The following is a 15560-nucleotide window of genomic DNA, read 5'->3' as shown; positions in this document are numbered from 1 at the left end:
CTCGTACGCCGGCTCGAGACCCTGATAGAACCAGCACTCGGAGCCTCGCTGCGGTCCCGGCCTCGCCACGAGGCACTATGCGGCGCTGACGCCGGCCGGCGCCGGGAGACGTTCGGGCCGGCGATCGATTCGCCCGATACAACGCCGCGAACGCAGCGGCGGTCGAGGGTGCTGCTGCGCTGAGGACGTACTGATCGATGCGCCAACCGGTGGGTGAGCTTGCCGAAACCTCTTGCCAGGGCGGCATATTCGGGGTCTCGACACGCTCGACCAGCGAAAGCGAGCGCTTCCGCAACATCTCGCAATCGTTAGGCGGGCCGGAGTATTGCCGTTGGTGTGCCAGCAATCTAGGCAGCGTCGCAGACCCGCCGAACGAAGCGAATCGAACCGACCCGATCAGGGGTGAGCGGGCTCGGCTGTCGTCGGGGTCGAGGGCTGGACGACCGGGCTGGCGGTGGGCTTGGCGTCCACGCCGGCCTCCTTGCGCTGCTGCACCGAGATCGGTGCCGGCGCACCGGTCAGCGGGTCGTAGCCGCCGCCGCTCTTGGGAAAGGCGATCACGTCGCGAATCGACTCCGACTTCGACAGCAGTGCCACGATCCGGTCCCAGCCGAACGCGATGCCGCCGTGCGGGGGCGCGCCGAACTTGAACGCGTCGAGCAGGAATCCGAACTTCTCCTGGGATTCTTCCTCACCCAGCCCCATCACCTTGAACACCCGCTCCTGAATGTCGCGGCGATGGATACGAATCGAGCCGCCGCCGATCTCGTTGCCGTTGCACACCATGTCATAGGCCCACGCCAGCGCATTGCCGGGGTCGGTGTCGAAGGTGTCGAGGTTCTGCGGCGAGGTGAAGGCGTGATGGACGGCCGTCCAAGCGCCGGCACCCACGGCAACGTCGCCCTCGGCGACCGCATCGCCGGCGGGCTTGAACAGCGGCGCGTCCACCACCCACACAAACGACCAGGCATTCTCGTCGATCAGGTCGCAGCGCTTGGCGATCTCGTTGCGCGCCGCGCCCAGCAGCGCCTGCGAGGACGACCTGGCGCCGGCGGCGAAGAAGATGCAGTCACCCGGGTTCGCCCCCACGGCGGACGCCAAGCCGGCGCGTTCGCCGTCGGCGATGTTCTTGCTGACCGGGCCGCCCAGGGTGCCGTCCTCGGCGATGGTGACGTAGGCCAGGCCGCGGGCGCCGCGCTGCTTGGCCCACTCCTGCCAGGCGTCGAAGGTGCGCCGCGGCTGGGACGCCCCACCGGGCATCACCACCGCACCGACGTAGGGCGCCTGGAAGACCCGGAACGGGGTATCGGCGAAGAACGCGGTCAGCTCGGTAAGCTTCACTTCGAAGCGCAGGTCGGGCTTGTCGGAGCCGTAGGAGTCCATCGCCTCGGCGTAGGTGAGCCGCGCGAACGGAGCATCCAGGTCGACGCCGATCAGCGACCAGATCTCCCTGGCCAGCGCCTCGCCGAGGGCGATCACGTCCTCCTGATCGACGAAGGACATCTCGATGTCGAGCTGGGTGAACTCGGGCTGCCGGTCGGCGCGGAAGTCCTCGTCCCGGTAGCAGCGGGCGATCTGGTAATAGCGCTCCATGCCGGCCACCATCAGCAGCTGCTTGAACAGCTGGGGCGACTGCGGCAGGGCGTACCACGAGCCGGGCGCGAGCCGGGCCGGCACGATGAAGTCGCGGGCACCTTCGGGGGTGGAGCGGGTCATCGTCGGGGTCTCGATCTCGACGAAGTCGCGGGCCTCGAGCACCCGGCGGGCGGCGGCGTTCACCTGGGAGCGCAGCCGGATCGCCCGGGCCGGGGCCGGACGGCGCAGGTCGAGGTAGCGGTATTTGAGCCGGGCCTCCTCGCCGACGCTGACCCGTTCGTCGATCTGGAACGGCAGCGGCGCGGACGGGTTGAGCACCTCGAGTTCGCGGATCGCGACCTCGATCTCACCGGTCGGCAGGTCGGGGTTGGCGTTGCCCTCGGGGCGCGCCTCGACCTCGCCGATCACCTGAATGCAGTACTCGTTGCGCAGTTCGTGGGCGCCGGACGCCGCCAGCACCTCGTCCCGGACGACGACCTGGACGACGCCCGAGGCGTCCCTGAGATCGATGAAGGCGACACCGCCATGATCGCGACGCCGGCCCACCCAGCCGGCGAGAGTGACGGTCGCTCCGATGTCGGAAGCGCGCAGGGTTCCGGCGGTATGGGTCCGCAGCATGACGATGTTCCTTTCTCTGCCCCCGCATAGACGGTGCGAGGCGCGACCTCAGATTGTAGGTCGCCGGTCGCGCGCGAGGCGAAACGGCGCGAGGCGAAACGGCGCGGCGCCCTCGCACAAGGAGGTGCTGATCAATGCGCCAACCGCTGGTTGAGCTTGCCGAAACTCCTTGCCGGAGCGGCATATTCGAGGCCTCGACAGGCTCGGCCAGCGAAACAGCCAGCGTTTCCTCAAGCGACCGCCCACACCCTGAGGAAACTGATTGTCGCTGGTCAAGCTTGTCGAGACCTCGGAAATTGGCCTTGGCAAGGGGCTTTCGCCGTAGCGCGCAACAAGTGCAGGTTGCGTTGCTCAGCACACGTGGCGGGTGCATTGATCGGCACTGCCGGGCCCGGCCCATGCGCTGCGGAGGCTTCGCGAAACTACGTCCGATTTACGGGTGTCCTCGCCTCGACAAGGCGAAGCGACCCGGATCTGTGACGTAATCTCGCGAGCCAACCCGCGTCCGAGTCCGGCCACGGTCTCGGACGCACCCGGCGAGGCGTCGAGCGGAACCTGTTCAGATCAGGCACCGGTGACCGCGGGCCGCCGGTCGAGCGCCGGCGGCGTCCAGACATCGGGATCGGCGGCCACCTGTTCGCCCGAACGGATGTCTTTGACCTCCCCCGATGAGAACCAGACGAACGGAATGCCCCGCCGGTCGGCGTAGCGGATCTGCTTGCCGAACCGGTCAGCCTTTGGGGCCACTTCGGTGGCGATGCCGCGGGCCCGCAACCGGGCAGCGACGGCGTCCGCCTCGCCGCGGGTCTCTTCGGCGTCCACGGCCACCAGCACACAGGTGGGCACCGAGCGGGACGCCGTCAACGTGCCGCGAGCCAGCAGCGGCACCAGAATGCGCGATACCCCGATCGACAGCCCCACGCCCGGGTAGGTGGTGCGGCCGTCGGAGGCCAGCGAGTCGTAGCGACCCCCGGAACAGATCGAGCCCAGGTGCTCCAGGCCCTGCATCTCGGTTTCGTACACGGTGCCGGTGTAGTAGTCGAGGCCACGTGCGATCTTCAGGTCGGCCATGATCCGTCCCGGGGCCGCCTGCGACCCCGCCCGCACCACGCCGGCAAGCTGTTCCAGGCCCTCGTCGAGCAGCTCGTGCCGCACCCCGAGTGCCCGGACCCGTTCGACGAACGAGTCGTCCGGCGCCGAGATGGTGGCCAGCTCAAGGCAGGTGGCCGCCACCGTCTGGCTCAGCCCGAGTTCGCCGACGAGCAGTTGCTGCACCTTGGCCGGCCCGATCTTGTCGAGCTTGTCGACGCGCTGCAGCACGGCCAAGTGGTCGTCGATACCGAGACCGCGGTAGAACCCTTCGGCCAGCCGGCGGTTGTTCACCCGCAGCAGCACCGGCGGAACTCCGAACTCCACGTGCAGCCGCTCCAGCGCCGCCAGCACCACCAACGCCACCTCGACGTCGTGGTGGGCGGCCAGCACGCCTTGACCGACCACGTCGAGATCGGCCTGCAGAAACTCCCGGTAGCGCCCCTCCTGCGGCCGCTCGCCACGCCACGCCTTCTGAATCTGGTAGCGCCGGAACGGAAAATTCAGATGACCCGAGTTCTCCAGCACATAGCGCGCGAAGGGAACGGTCAGGTCAAAGTGCAGGCCGAGTTCGGCCTCGGCGGTGCCTTCGGCGTGCAGCCGCCGCACCACGTACACCTCTTTGTCGATCTCGCCCTTACGGGCGAGTTGGGTCATCGGTTCAAGCGCCCGGGTCTCGATCGAGCCGAACCCATGCAGCTCAAAGGTGTCGATCAGCGCGGCCAGCACCCGCTGCTCGACGATGCGCCCGGCAGGCAGAAACTCGGGGAAACCGCTCAGCGGCTTGGGACGGCTCATCGGGTGAGTGCACCACCTAGATAGTCGGCTTGCAGGTAGGGATTGGTCGCGCGTTCGGCGACCATCAGGCTCTGCTGCCCGTGCCCCGGCAGCAGCGCGGAGCTGTCACTGAGCCCCAGCACCGGCCCCCGCAGGGTCTCCAGCATCACCGCGTGATCGCCGCCGGGCAGGTCGGTGCGTCCGATCGACCCGGCGAACAGCACGTCGCCGGTGAACACCACCTGGTCGGCGTGGTCGTGCCCGGCCAGCGGGGTGCGCAGCATCACGCAGCCCGGTCGGTGCCCCGGGGCGTGCAGCACCTCGAAGCTGAGCCCGGCCACGTCGAGACCGCTGTCGAACAACCGCAGGTCGGACGGCTCGGCCAACCTCGTATCACCGAGCACCTGACTCAGCAGCCCCCGCCCGGACGGCCCCAGCCCGGCGGCCGGGTCGGTGAGCAGTTCGCGGTCGTCGGCATGAATCCAGGCCGGGACGTCCCACTCGTCGGCCAGTTCGGCGGCCGAGGCGATGTGGTCGATGTGGCCGTGGGTCAGCAGCACCCCGGCCGGAGTCAGGCCGTGCGCCGCAACCAATTGCCGGACGCCGGCCGCGGCCCCCACACCCGGGTCGACGATCACGCACTCACGCCCAGCCGCGACGGCGGCCAGATAACAGTTCGCCTGCCACGGCCCGCTCGGAAAACTGGCCAGAAACACGCTGTCCAGCCTATCGGCCGAGTCGGTGGGCATAATCCACAAACCAGCGGGCATGAGGCAAGATGGTCGCCATGACTTCTTCCAGCCCGGCTGATTTCGGCCGCGTTGACCCTGACGGCACCGTTTACGTCCGCACCACCGAGGGCGAGCGCAGCGTGGGCCAGATACCTGACAGCACCGAGGCCGAGGCGCTGGCGTTCTACGTCAAGAGGTTCGAGGCGTTGGAGCTCGAGGTCAGCCTGCTGGAACGCCGGATCAGCTCCGGAGCTCTCTCGCCCGAAGAGGCACGGCACAGCATCACCACCGTCACCGCCAACGTCACCGGCGCCAACGCCGTGGGTGACCTCGATGGTCTCGCCGCCCGGCTGCAGGCGCTCGCTCCCGTGCTCGCACAGGCCACCGAGGCGCGGCGGGCCGATCGGGCCAAGCAGGCCGAGGCGACCAAGGCCACCAAAGAGGCGATGGTCGCCGAGGCGGAGCAGTTGGCGCTGGGCAACGACTGGCGCGGCGGAGTCAACCGGTTTCGCTCGCTGCTCGATGATTGGAAGGCACTCCCCCGCATCGACCGGGCCACCGACGATGCCCTGTGGCACCGGTTCTCGGCCGCCCGCACCACCTACACCCGCCGCCGCAAGACCCAGTTCGCCGAACAGGCCGAGAAGCGCGAGGGTGCCCGTCAGCTCAAGGAACAGATCATCGCCGAGGCCCGTCCGCTGGCCGAGTCGACCGACTGGGGCACGACCTCGGGGGCGTTCCGCGACCTGATGGCGCGGTGGAAGGCCGCTGGCGCCGCCCCGCGTGACGTGGACGACGCCTTGTGGGCCGAGTTCCGAGGGCTGCAGGACCAGTTCTTCAACGCCCGGCAGTCGACGCTGTCGCAGCAGGACCAGGAGTTCAAGGCCAACCTCGACGCCAAGGAGTCGCTGCTGGTGAAGGCCGAGGCCGAGATCGTGCCGGTCACCGACCTGGCCCAGGCGCGGGCCGCGTTCCGTAGCTTCGCCGAGCAGTTCAACGCATTGGGCAAGGTGCCGCGCGAGGCGATGCGCGGGCTGGACAATCGCGTGCGGGCGCTCGAGAACGCCGTTCGCCAGGCCGAGGACGCCGAGTGGAAGCGCACCGACCCCGAGGCCCGGGCCCGCGCCGAAGAGACCGTGGCGATGCTCAGCAACGAGATCGACAAGCTGACCGAGAAGATCGTCAAGGCCGAGGCCCGTGGTGACAATCGCGCCGCCGACAAGGCGCGGGACTCGATCGCCACCTACCAGACCTGGCTCGACCAGGCCCGCGAGACGCTGGCCGACTTCTCCCGCTGACCGCGATGCCGCATCGCGTCTTCTCCTACGGCACGCTGCGGCAGGAGAACGTCCAGACGGCCTTGTTCGGCCGTCCGGTCGTCACAGTCGACGACACCCTGCCCGGCTACCGGCTCGACTGGCTGACCATCACCGACCCCGAGGTGATCGCGACCAGCGGCTCGGACCGGCACCCGATCCTGCGTCCCGGCTCGGCATCCGATGTCGTCGCCGGCGCCTATCTGGAACTCGACGACCGCGAACTCGCCCAGGCGGACGCCTACGAGGTGGACGACTACGTCCGCACCGCCGTCACCCTGGGCTCGGGGACGCCGGCCTGGGTCTACCTCGCCGCCGACTGACCCCCAACCCGGACCGCGGGGACGGTTCTTCTCGCGCGAATTCCGAATGTCGAGGGGACACGCTTGGCCCAGGGTCCGTCCCCGACATGGTGCGAAGTTCCCAGGCCGAAGAAGCCATCCCCGAACGTCGCGTCCCGGCCGCCGGGATCTCTCTGGCTGGCGTGCCCTGCCGGCCAGGTCACGACTTCACCCGATGGGCGTCGTACACCCCCGGTATGCGCTTCAGCGCATTGGTCAGCGACGCCAGGTGAGTCGGGTCGGGCGTCTCGAACTGCAGCCGCATGGTGAACACCCGGTCTTTGTTGGTGGTGGCCGCCATCGACAAGATGTTGCTGTGGTGCTCGGTCATCACCCGGCTGACATCGCTCAGCAGCCCTGCACGGTCGAGACCCTCGACGTGCACCGCGACCAAGAAGCTCGAATCGGCGGACGGCGTGGCCCAGGTCACCTCGACCAGCCGGTCGGGCTTCTGCCGCAGGTTGTCGGCGTTGGTGCAATCGGCACGATGCACCGAGACGCCTTCTTCGCGGGTGATGAAGCCGAGGATTTCGTCGCACGGCACCGGCATACAGCACTTGGCCAGCTTCACCCGCAGGTCGCTGTGGCCCTCCACCACGATGCCGGTGTCGTTGGGACGCCGCTGCCGCCGGCGCGGTGAGCCGCTGATGGCCGGATGATCCTCGATGCTCGCCTCGGCCGCCGCTTCGGCCCCACCCTCGGCTGCGATCAGTCGTTCGACGACGTTCTGGGCACTGATCGTGCCCTCGCCGATGGCGGCATACAGGGCGTTGACGTCGGGCACCCTGAAATGCCGGGCCAGTCCAGCAACGTGTTCCGCCGACAGCAGCCGGTGCACCGGCAGTCCGGTGCGGCGCAACTGCTTGGCCAGCGCCTCTTTGCCCTGCTCGATCGACTCTTCGCGACGCTCCCGCATGAAGTACTGGCGAATCTTGTTGCGCGCTCGCGGGCTGGCCACGAAGTTCAGCCAGTCGCGGCTAGGGCCGGCGTTGGGCGATTTGGACGTCAGCACCTCGACCTGGTCGCCGTTGTTCAACTGGTACTCCAGCGGCACCAGCCGTTGGTTCACCCGGGCACCGATGGTCCGGTGCCCCACCTCGGTGTGCACCGAATAGGCGAAGTCGACCGGCGTGGCCTTCGCCGGCAGCGAGATCACGTCGCCCTTGGGGGTGAACACGAACACCTCGGTGGTGTTGATCTCGAAACGCAGGGTGTCGAGAAACTCGCCCGGGTCTTCGGTCTCGCGCTGCCACTCGGTGATCTGCCGCACCCAGGCCAGGTCGTTGCCGGCGCTGGGGGCTTTGCCCTCTTTGTACTTCCAGTGTGCCGCCACTCCGTATTCGGCTTGGCGGTGCATCTCGTGGGTGCGAATCTGAAACTCCACCGGTTTGGTGTCGGGGCCCAGCACGGTGGTGTGCAGCGACTGGTAGAGGTTGAATTTGGGCATGGCGATGTAGTCCTTGAACCTGCCCGGCAAGGGGTTCCAGCGAGCGTGCAGCACCCCGAGGGCCGCGTAGCAGTCGCGCTGGGAGTCGACCAGAATGCGCAGCCCGACCAGATCGTAGATCTCGAAGAAGTCCCGGCCGCGCACCACCATCTTCTGGTAGATCGAGTAATAGTGCTTGGGCCGTCCGTAGACCGTGGCCTTGATCTTCGCGTCGGTCAGGTCGTCGCGCACCTGGTCGATCACCAGGCGAAGGTAGTTTTCGCGCAGCGGAGCACGGGCAGCCACCATGCGCACGATCTCGTCGTAGATCTTGGGGTGCAGGGTGGCGAAGGCGAGGTCTTCGAGCTCCCACTTGATGGCGTTCATGCCCAACCGGTGTGCCAGCGGAGCGAAGATCTCGAGGGTCTCCTTGGCGATCACGGCCTGCTTGTCTTGCCGCAGAAAGCCAAGCGTTCGCATGTTGTGCAGCCGGTCGGCCAGCTTGATCACCAGAACCCTGATGTCGCGGCTCATGGCCAGCACCATCTTGCGCAGGGTCTCGGCCTTCGCCGACTCGCCGTAGGTGACCTTGTCGAGTTTGGTGACCCCGTCGACCATGGTGGCCACCTCGGGGCCGAAGTCGACCGTCAACTGCGCCATCGTGTACGAGGTGTCTTCGACCGTGTCGTGCAGCAGGGCGGCGCACAACGTGGTCTCGGTCAGCCCCAGCTCGGCCAGGATCGTGGCGACCGCCAGCGGGTGGGTGATGTAGGGGTCGCCGCTCTTGCGCGTCTGGCCGGCGTGGTAGTGCTCGGCGGTGCGGTAGGCCCGCTCGATCACGGCGATGTCGGCCCGTGGGTGGTTGGCCCGCAGCGTCTTGACCAGCGGATCAAGCACGGCGGCCTGCGAACTCTTCGGTGCCCCGAGCCGGGCCAGCGCATGCCGCATCCGCATCCGGGGCTGGTCGGACGGCTCCGACTGGGTCAGCGCACGCGGCTCGCCGGGCAGGCCGTTACCTGCTCCGTACGGCCCATGAACGCTCTCGCTCACCCGTTCCCCTTCGGCAGGTCTGCATCATACTGCTGAGACTGCACCGTCCTCGACGAACGGAACCATGGCACGGCTATGGAACAGCCGTCGCAGCGTGCTCAGACAGTGACCACCGCGGAGTAGTTGTCGATGCCGAGCTCGGCGAGCTTCTCACGCCCGGGCAGCATGCCGAGTTCCATCAGCACCGCCACATGCACCAGTTCGGCGCCGAGCCGGTTGATCAGGGCGGCGGTGGCCCCAATCGTGCCACCGGTGGCCAGCACGTCGTCGACCACCAGCACCCGCGCACCGGGCAGTATGGCGTCGGTCTTCACGCTCAGCGTCTCGTGGCCGTACTCGAGGGCGAACTGTTCGGTGAACAGCTCGCCGGGCAGCTTGCCCGGCTTGCGGACGGGCACGAACCCGGCACCCAGTTCGAGAGCGACCGGGGCGGCCAGAATGAAGCCGCGGGCCTCCATGCCGACCACCACGTCGATGTTCGGCGGCGCCAACGCGACCAGCCCCTCGATCGCCGCACGCAGGCCGACCGGCGAGGCCAGCAGCGGTGTGATGTCTTTGAACACGATCCCCGGCTTGGGAAAGTCCGGAATGTCTTGAATCAGTTCGAGAATCAGCCGCTGGTCGTCGCTGCCAGCCACGGTTACTTCTTTCGCTGGGCGCGGGTGCTGCGATTGGGTTGCGTGCGACTCTGCCGGGCCAGCTCGCTGGCGCTGACCAGGCCCAACCGCTCGGGCTCCACCTCGGCGGTCTCGGCCAGGGGCCCCTCGCCGTCGGCGATCAGCACCGACTTCGACTTCGCGGTGGACGCCTCTTTGGCCGAGTGCCGCAGCGCCCGGCGGGCCAACTTCTCGCGATGCTCGCGCATCTCGGGTTCGGCCTCCTTCAACTGCGCGAGCAGTGGCGCCGCGATGAAGATGGACGAGTAGGCGCCGGCGATCATGCCCACCAACAGCGCCAAGCCGAGGTCTTTCAGCGGGCCGGTGCCCAGAATGAACGTGCCGGCGAAGGTCAGCGCGGCCACCGGCAGCACGCCGATGATCGTGGTGTTGATCGACCGGATCAGCACCTGGTTGACCGCGGCGTTCGCCGCCTCCGAATAGGTCAGGCGGGTGTTCTTCAGGTCGGCCACGTTCTCGCGCACCTTGTCGAACACCACCACCGTGTCGTAGAGCGAGTAGCCCAGAATGGTCAGCACACCGATCAGCGTGGCCGGGGTGACGGTGAATCCGACCAGTGCGTAGATGCCGATCGTGATGACCAGGTCGTGCAGCAACGCCACGATGGCCGCGATCGCCATCTTGTAGTTGCGGAAGTAGGCCCAGATCAGCAGTGACACCAGCACCAGGAACACCGCCAGTGCGATCAGCGCCTGTTGGGTGATCATCGATCCCCACGACGCTCCGATCAGGCTGTAGCCCACCTCGTCGACCGCAATGCCGCCGGCAGCGGTGGCCAGGGCCTGCTTCACCGCGGTGACCTCTTCGACGCTCAGCGAACGGGTCTGTACCCGCGCCTGTCCCTCGCCGACCGAGATCACCTGAATGTCATCGTTGTCGGGTAGGTTCAGCGCCTCGACGGCACCGCGCAACTGGTCGGGAGTCTCGGCGGTGACGGTGATCGGCACAGTGAAATCGGCGCCACCCTTGAACTCGATGCCCAGGTTCAGCCGTAGAATCGACAGTGCCAAGATCGAGATGCCGAGCAGCACCGCCGACACGATGTACCAGCGGTTGCGCTTGCCGACGAAGTCGTACTCGATCTCGCCGGTGTACAGCTTGTGCGCGAAGCTGGCCTTCTTGGCCTTGGGCGGTGTGACCGGAGCATCCGGCTTGTTGTCGGCAGCGGTGGTCTCGGTACTCATCACGCCTCCTCGGCCGTCGTCTCGGCAGCGCTGTCCTTGGTGTCCGATGCCGGCACCTTCGCTTTGCTGGCTGCCGCCGGCTTGCCGGAGGCTGCCCCGGCCCGGGCCGGACGGCGCCGGTGCAGCGGCGGCTGGTGCTTGGCCCCCAGGTGGTCGGGTTCGAAGCCCGAGAATTTGCGGCCCTCACCGAAGTACCGGGTCTTGCCCAGCAACGACACCAGCGGTTTGGTGAACCAGAACACCACCGCGATATCGATCAGCGTGGTCAGCCCCAGGGTGAAGGCGAAGCCCCGCACCGAGCCGATTGCGAGAATGAACAGCACGATCGCTGACAGCAACGACACACCGTCGGCGATCAGAATCGTCTGCCGGGAACGTTCCCAGCCGACCTCGATGGCGCTACGCAGCGAGCGTCCGTCGCGCACCTCGTCACGAATGCGTTCGAAGTAGATGATGAACGAGTCCGCGGTCACGCCGATCGCGACGATGAGGCCGGCCACGCCGGGCAGGTTGAGCGCGAAGCCCATCGCCTGGCCGAGCAGCACCACGAACGCGTAGGTGACGCCGAAGGCGACCACCAGGCTGCTGACCACGACGATCGACAGGGCTCGGTAATAGACCACGCTGTAGGCCACCACCAGGAGCAGGCCGACGATGCCGGCGATGATGCCGGCCTCAAGCTGCTCGCCGCCCAGCTTGGCCGACACGTTGTCGACGCTGGAGACGTCGAAGGCCAGCGGCAGCGCGCCGTATTTGAGCACGTTGGCCAACTGTGTGGCGGACTCCTGGTTGAACGAACCCGAGATCTCGGCCTGCCCCCCGGCAATCGCCGCGCTGACGTAGGGGCTGCTGATCACGTTGCCGTCGAGCACAATGGCGAACTGGTTCTGGGGGCTGGTCTTGGTCGAGATCGCCTTGGTGACGGTCTCGAAGGTGGTTGCCGCCGTGCTGTTGAAGGCCAGGTTCACCACCCAGCTCACCCCGTTCTGCGGAATTCCGGCGGTGGCCGAGGTGAGGTCCTTGCCCGAGATCACCGCGGGCGACAGCAGGTACTTGGTGCTGCCCGCCTCATCACAGGTGATCAGCGGCTGATCGGAGACGTCCGGAAAGTCGTCCCCACACTGAAAATTCGTGAAATCGCTCTGGTCGCGGTCGCTCGGCGTCCAGTCGAGCACCTCTTGGGTGGTCGGCTGGACGGCGGCCGGGGTGGTCGGACGCGGGCTGGGCACCGGTGTCGGTAGCGCGGGCAACGGCCGCTTGTTCACGCTGGGCGAGGTGGTGACGCTGGGAGCGGCCGATTCGGCGGGCTGGGCGGACGTCGTCGGCGCGACGGTCTCGGTGGCGGCCGGTTCGGTAGGGGCCTCGGTCGCTTCGACGGTGGGTTCGGTGGTTGCCGTCGACGACGTCACCTGCTCGCTGGCGTACACCAGCCGGAAGTAGAGCTGGGCGGTCTGGCCGACCATGCGCACCAGTTCGTCCTGCTGCACGTTCGGCACGCTGACGATGATCTGGCGGTCGCCCGAGGTGGTCACCTCTGACTCGCCGACGCCGATCGCGTCGACCCGCTGCTGAATGATGGAGCGAGCCAACTCGAGGCTGGCCGGGTCGACCGATCCCTCGCCGGTGGTGTTGCTGGCGGTCAGGGTGATGGTCGTGCCGCCGCGCAGGTCGAGCCCCAGCTTGGGGGTCCAGACTCCGCCCAGCGCCATCAGAGCGAACAGGCCGGCGGTGACCACCAGAAAGACGATCAGCGTGCGCAGGGGATGGCTGTGATGCCTACTTGTCGTTGCCACGTGCAGTTACGCCTCAAGGGTCACTTCTGGGAGTTCTCGCCGGGCACGTCGTCGTTCGGCGTGACGGCAGGGGTTTCGGAATGGTCGGCCGGCTGCGGGTCGTTGAAGTCCGAGGGCTGAATGTTCTCGAACGGGTTCTGCGCTGCGTTGCCGAAGTCGGACGACTCGGTGTCGTCCGGCTCGGAGCCGTCTGCGTCGTCCGCGTACTCGAACTCGTCGTCGGCCGAGGTCACGGTCTTGACGATCGCCTGCTTCAGCACCGTCATCTCGATGCCGGGCGCGATCTCGATGATGGCCTGGCGCTCGCCCAGGTGACGAATGGTGCCAAACACGCCCGAGGCCAGCATCACCCGCGCGCCGGGCGCGAGGGCGTTGGTCATCTCCTGCTGCTGCTTGGCGCGCTTCTGCTGCGGACGGATCAGCAGAAAGTAGAAGGCGGCGCCCATCAGCACAAGCATCAGGACGGTGCTACCCATGTCACCCATGTGGAGTTACTTTCGTTTCGATGGCGAAGCGGCGGCACGACCGCCGACGCACAACTCTAGCCGAGGCGATCACAAAGCCCGACTGCGACGCGGATCGGACCCGCACGGTGATGCGAATCCGGACGGTGCCGCTCAGCCTTCGGTCGAACCGAACAGGTCTGGCTCGGCGGAACTCGGCATCACCAGGCCCAGGTGCGCCCAGCCGCGGGCGGTCGCCACCCGCCCGCGCGGCGTGCGCATCAGAAAGCCCTGGCGCACCAAGAACGGTTCGGCCACCTCTTCGACAGTCTCGCGTTCCTCCCCCACCGCCATGGCCAGGGTGGCCACGCCGACCGGGCCGCCGCCGAACCGTTCGCACAGTGCTGACAGCACCGAACGGTCCAACCGGTCGAGGCCCAGTTCGTCCACCTCGTACAGCTCCAACGCCGCTTTGGCGACTGCGGCGCTGAGCCGTCCGTCAGCGCGCACCTGCGCGTAGTCACGGACCCGACGCAGCAGCCGGTTCGCGATCCGGGGTGTGCCGCGGGAACGGGAGGCGATCACCTCGTCGGTACCGGGTTCGAGGGTGATGCCGAGCAGCCCTGCGGAGCGTCGGACGATCGAGCGCAGCGCGGCGGTGTCGTAGAAGTCGAGCTGGGCGGTGAACCCGAAGCGGTCTCGCAGCGGGCCCGGCAGCAGCCCGGCACGGGTGGTGGCGCCGACCAGGGTGAAGCGCGGGATCTCCAGCGGGATCGCGGTGGCACCCGGCCCCTTGCCGACCACCACGTCAACCCGGAAGTCCTCCATGGCCAGGTAGAGCATCTCTTCGGCCGGCCGTGACATGCGGTGAATCTCGTCGAGAAAGAACACCTCTCCCTCGGTCAGCCCCGACAGGATCGCGGCCAGGTCGCCGGCGTGCTGAATCGCCGGACCGGAACTGATCCGGATCGGGACCCCCACCTCGGCGGCGATGATCATGGCCAGCGTGGTCTTGCCCAGCCCGGGCGGGCCCGACAACAGCACATGGTCGGGCACCGAGCCCCGGTGCCGGGCGGCGTCCAGCACCAGGCCCAGCTGGGCGCTGACCCGAGGCTGGCCGGCGAACTCAGCCAGGCTGCCCGGACGCAGCGCCGACTCGGCCAGCGCCTCGCCGTCGTGGACGTGCGGGTCCATCACCTCGTCGGATTCGTGCGTCACGTCACCACGCTCTCAGTCATTTGGCCAGACTGCGCAGCGCGGCGCGCATCAGCACCGCCACGGGCGTGGCCGGATCGTCCTCGACAAGCGGCGCCACCGCGTCACAGGCCCTTTCGGAGTCGCGCGACGACCAGCCCAGCCCTTCCAGGCCCCCCTTCACCTGATCGCGCCACTGGGCGGGCACGTCCGCCGCCGAGGTGGCCGGGTCGGTGATCGCGGCGAGCGTGTTGATCTTGTCCTTGAGCTCGATCACCAGACGTTGCGCGCCCTTGACGCCGATGCCGGGCACCTTGGTCAGCGCCGGAATATTCTCCGACGCGATCGCGGCCCGCAAGGCGTCCGGGCTGAGCACCGAGACCACCGCCTGGGCGATCTTGGGGCCGATCCCGCTGGCCGACTGGACCAGCTCGAAGCAGTCCCGCTCGTCGGCCTCGGCAAAGCCGTAGAGGGTGAGCGAGTCTTCGCGCACGACCAGCGAGGTAGCCAGGGTGGCGGGCTGGCCGACGCGCACGGCCGCCGCCGTGGCCGGCGTGCACTGCGTCCGGACCCCGAAGCCGTTCAGATCGAGCACCACCCAGGTGGCGCCGACGGCGATCACGGTGCCGCTGAGCTGGGCGATCATGCGCCCATCCTGCGCCGCTGAGCCTCGATTGCGGACGCCAGCCGGGCCTGCCCGGCACCACGCCACAGGTGGCAGACGGCCAGCGCGACGGCGTCGGCGGCGTCGGCGGGCTTCGGGGCCTCGGTGAGCTTCAGCACCCGAGTGACCATGACCCCGATCTGGGCCTTGTCGGCACGGCCCGAACCGGTGATGGCGGCCTTCACCTCGCTGGGGGTGTGCTGCCGCACCGGGAGCCGGTGCCGGGCCGCGACCAGCAGCGCCACCCCGGCCGCCTGCGCGGTGCCGATCACGGTCATCGTGTTGTGCTGGCTGAATACCCGCTCGACGGCAACCACATCGGGCCGGTGCCGCCCGATCCACTCCTCCAGACCGGCCTCGATGGCCAGCAGCCGCAGCGGCAACTCGGCATCCGCCGGGGTGCGGATGACGCCGGCCTCCACCAGGGTCGGGGTGCGTCCGACGACGCCGTCCACGACGCCGACGCCGCACCGGGTCAGGCCCGGGTCGACCCCCAGAACACGCATTCCGATGAACTCCCCGGTCAGCCGAACAGATGTTCGGATACTAGTGGACGCCGACCACTCGGCCGGGCAATCGGCCGGGCGTGCCGCACGGCTGATTGAGCTGGTTACAAGCACGCGGGGTCTCGACAGGCTCGACCAGCGAAGACAGCAGGCTC

At 68.1% G+C, this 15560-nt stretch carries 13 protein-coding genes; 2 read left to right on the top strand and 11 right to left on the bottom strand.

All coding sequences use genetic code 11. The annotated features are described in order from the left end of the window. Nucleotides 1-396 precede the first annotated feature (396 nt). The 3 genes from aspS to QM721_RS12790 all read right to left on the bottom strand — a co-directional run bounded on the left by aspS (nt 397) and on the right by QM721_RS12790 (nt 4850). A complete protein-coding gene (aspS, locus tag QM721_RS12800) occupies nt 397-2214 on the bottom strand; it encodes an aspartate--tRNA ligase (RefSeq protein WP_415122586.1) in 1818 nt (605 codons plus the stop codon). Nucleotides 2215-2778: 564 nt separating this feature from the next. After that, on the bottom strand, nt 2779-4101 hold the full coding sequence (hisS, locus tag QM721_RS12795; protein WP_415122584.1) for a histidine--tRNA ligase: 1323 nt from the start codon (nt 4099-4101) through the stop codon (nt 2779-2781). Then, nucleotides 4098-4850 carry an MBL fold metallo-hydrolase gene (locus tag QM721_RS12790; RefSeq protein WP_415122582.1) on the bottom strand — a complete coding sequence of 251 codons (753 nt, stop codon included), beginning with the start codon at nt 4848-4850 and terminating at the stop codon, nt 4098-4100. Before QM721_RS12790 ends, hisS begins: the two co-directional genes overlap by 4 nt. Nucleotides 4851-4858: 8 nt before the next feature. Between QM721_RS12790 and QM721_RS12785 the strand changes: the two genes are divergently transcribed. Further along, the gene (locus QM721_RS12785; protein ID WP_415122580.1) at nt 4859-6109 is read left to right on the top strand and encodes a DUF349 domain-containing protein; all 1251 of its coding nucleotides are present in this window, start codon (nt 4859-4861) and stop codon (nt 6107-6109) included. Nucleotides 6110-6114: 5 nt separating this feature from the next. After that, nucleotides 6115-6450 (top strand): gamma-glutamylcyclotransferase family protein, encoded by a 336-nt coding sequence (locus QM721_RS12780; protein ID WP_415122578.1) that lies wholly within the window; start codon nt 6115-6117, stop codon nt 6448-6450. Nucleotides 6451-6628: 178 nt separating this feature from the next. Here the strand turns inward: QM721_RS12780 and QM721_RS12775 are convergent, their stop codons facing one another. The 8 genes from QM721_RS12775 to ruvC all read right to left on the bottom strand — a co-directional run bounded on the left by QM721_RS12775 (nt 6629) and on the right by ruvC (nt 15396). Continuing rightward, nucleotides 6629-8842: a RelA/SpoT family protein gene (locus tag QM721_RS12775; protein ID WP_415123432.1), complete on the bottom strand. Its 2214-nt coding sequence runs from the start codon at nt 8840-8842 to the stop codon at nt 6629-6631. Between the two features lie 200 nt (nt 8843-9042). After that, nucleotides 9043-9582: an adenine phosphoribosyltransferase gene (locus QM721_RS12770; protein WP_415122576.1), complete on the bottom strand. Its 540-nt coding sequence runs from the start codon at nt 9580-9582 to the stop codon at nt 9043-9045. Nucleotides 9583-9584: 2 nt separating this feature from the next. Next, the gene (secF, locus tag QM721_RS12765) at nt 9585-10805 is read right to left on the bottom strand and encodes a protein translocase subunit SecF (protein WP_415122573.1); all 1221 of its coding nucleotides are present in this window, start codon (nt 10803-10805) and stop codon (nt 9585-9587) included. Beyond that, the gene (gene secD, locus QM721_RS12760) at nt 10805-12598 is read right to left on the bottom strand and encodes a protein translocase subunit SecD (protein ID WP_415122571.1); all 1794 of its coding nucleotides are present in this window, start codon (nt 12596-12598) and stop codon (nt 10805-10807) included. The genes secF and secD overlap by 1 nt, the downstream gene beginning before the upstream one ends. A 20-nt stretch (nt 12599-12618) precedes the next feature. After that, entirely contained in the window at nt 12619-13074 is a 456-nt protein-coding gene (gene yajC / locus QM721_RS12755; RefSeq protein WP_415122569.1) for a preprotein translocase subunit YajC, read from the bottom strand. Nucleotides 13075-13215: 141 nt separating this feature from the next. Beyond that, nucleotides 13216-14235, bottom strand: coding sequence for a Holliday junction branch migration DNA helicase RuvB (gene ruvB / locus QM721_RS12750; protein ID WP_415123430.1), 1020 nt, complete (start codon nt 14233-14235; stop codon nt 13216-13218). Nucleotides 14236-14275: 40 nt separating this feature from the next. Then, nucleotides 14276-14881, bottom strand: a complete 606-nt coding sequence (gene ruvA / locus QM721_RS12745) for a Holliday junction branch migration protein RuvA (RefSeq protein WP_415122567.1) — start codon at nt 14879-14881, stop codon at nt 14276-14278. Further along, nucleotides 14878-15396, bottom strand: coding sequence for a crossover junction endodeoxyribonuclease RuvC (gene ruvC, locus QM721_RS12740; protein ID WP_415123428.1), 519 nt, complete (start codon nt 15394-15396; stop codon nt 14878-14880). The genes ruvA and ruvC overlap by 4 nt, the downstream gene beginning before the upstream one ends. Nucleotides 15397-15560: the final 164 nt, after the last annotated feature.

This window comes from Micropruina sp., from assembly GCF_047602085.1.
Taxonomy (GTDB): Bacteria; Actinomycetota; Actinomycetes; order Propionibacteriales; family Propionibacteriaceae; genus Micropruina.
The sequence above is the reverse complement of the archived record's forward strand: the minus strand, read 5'-3'. Positions and strand labels throughout refer to the sequence as shown.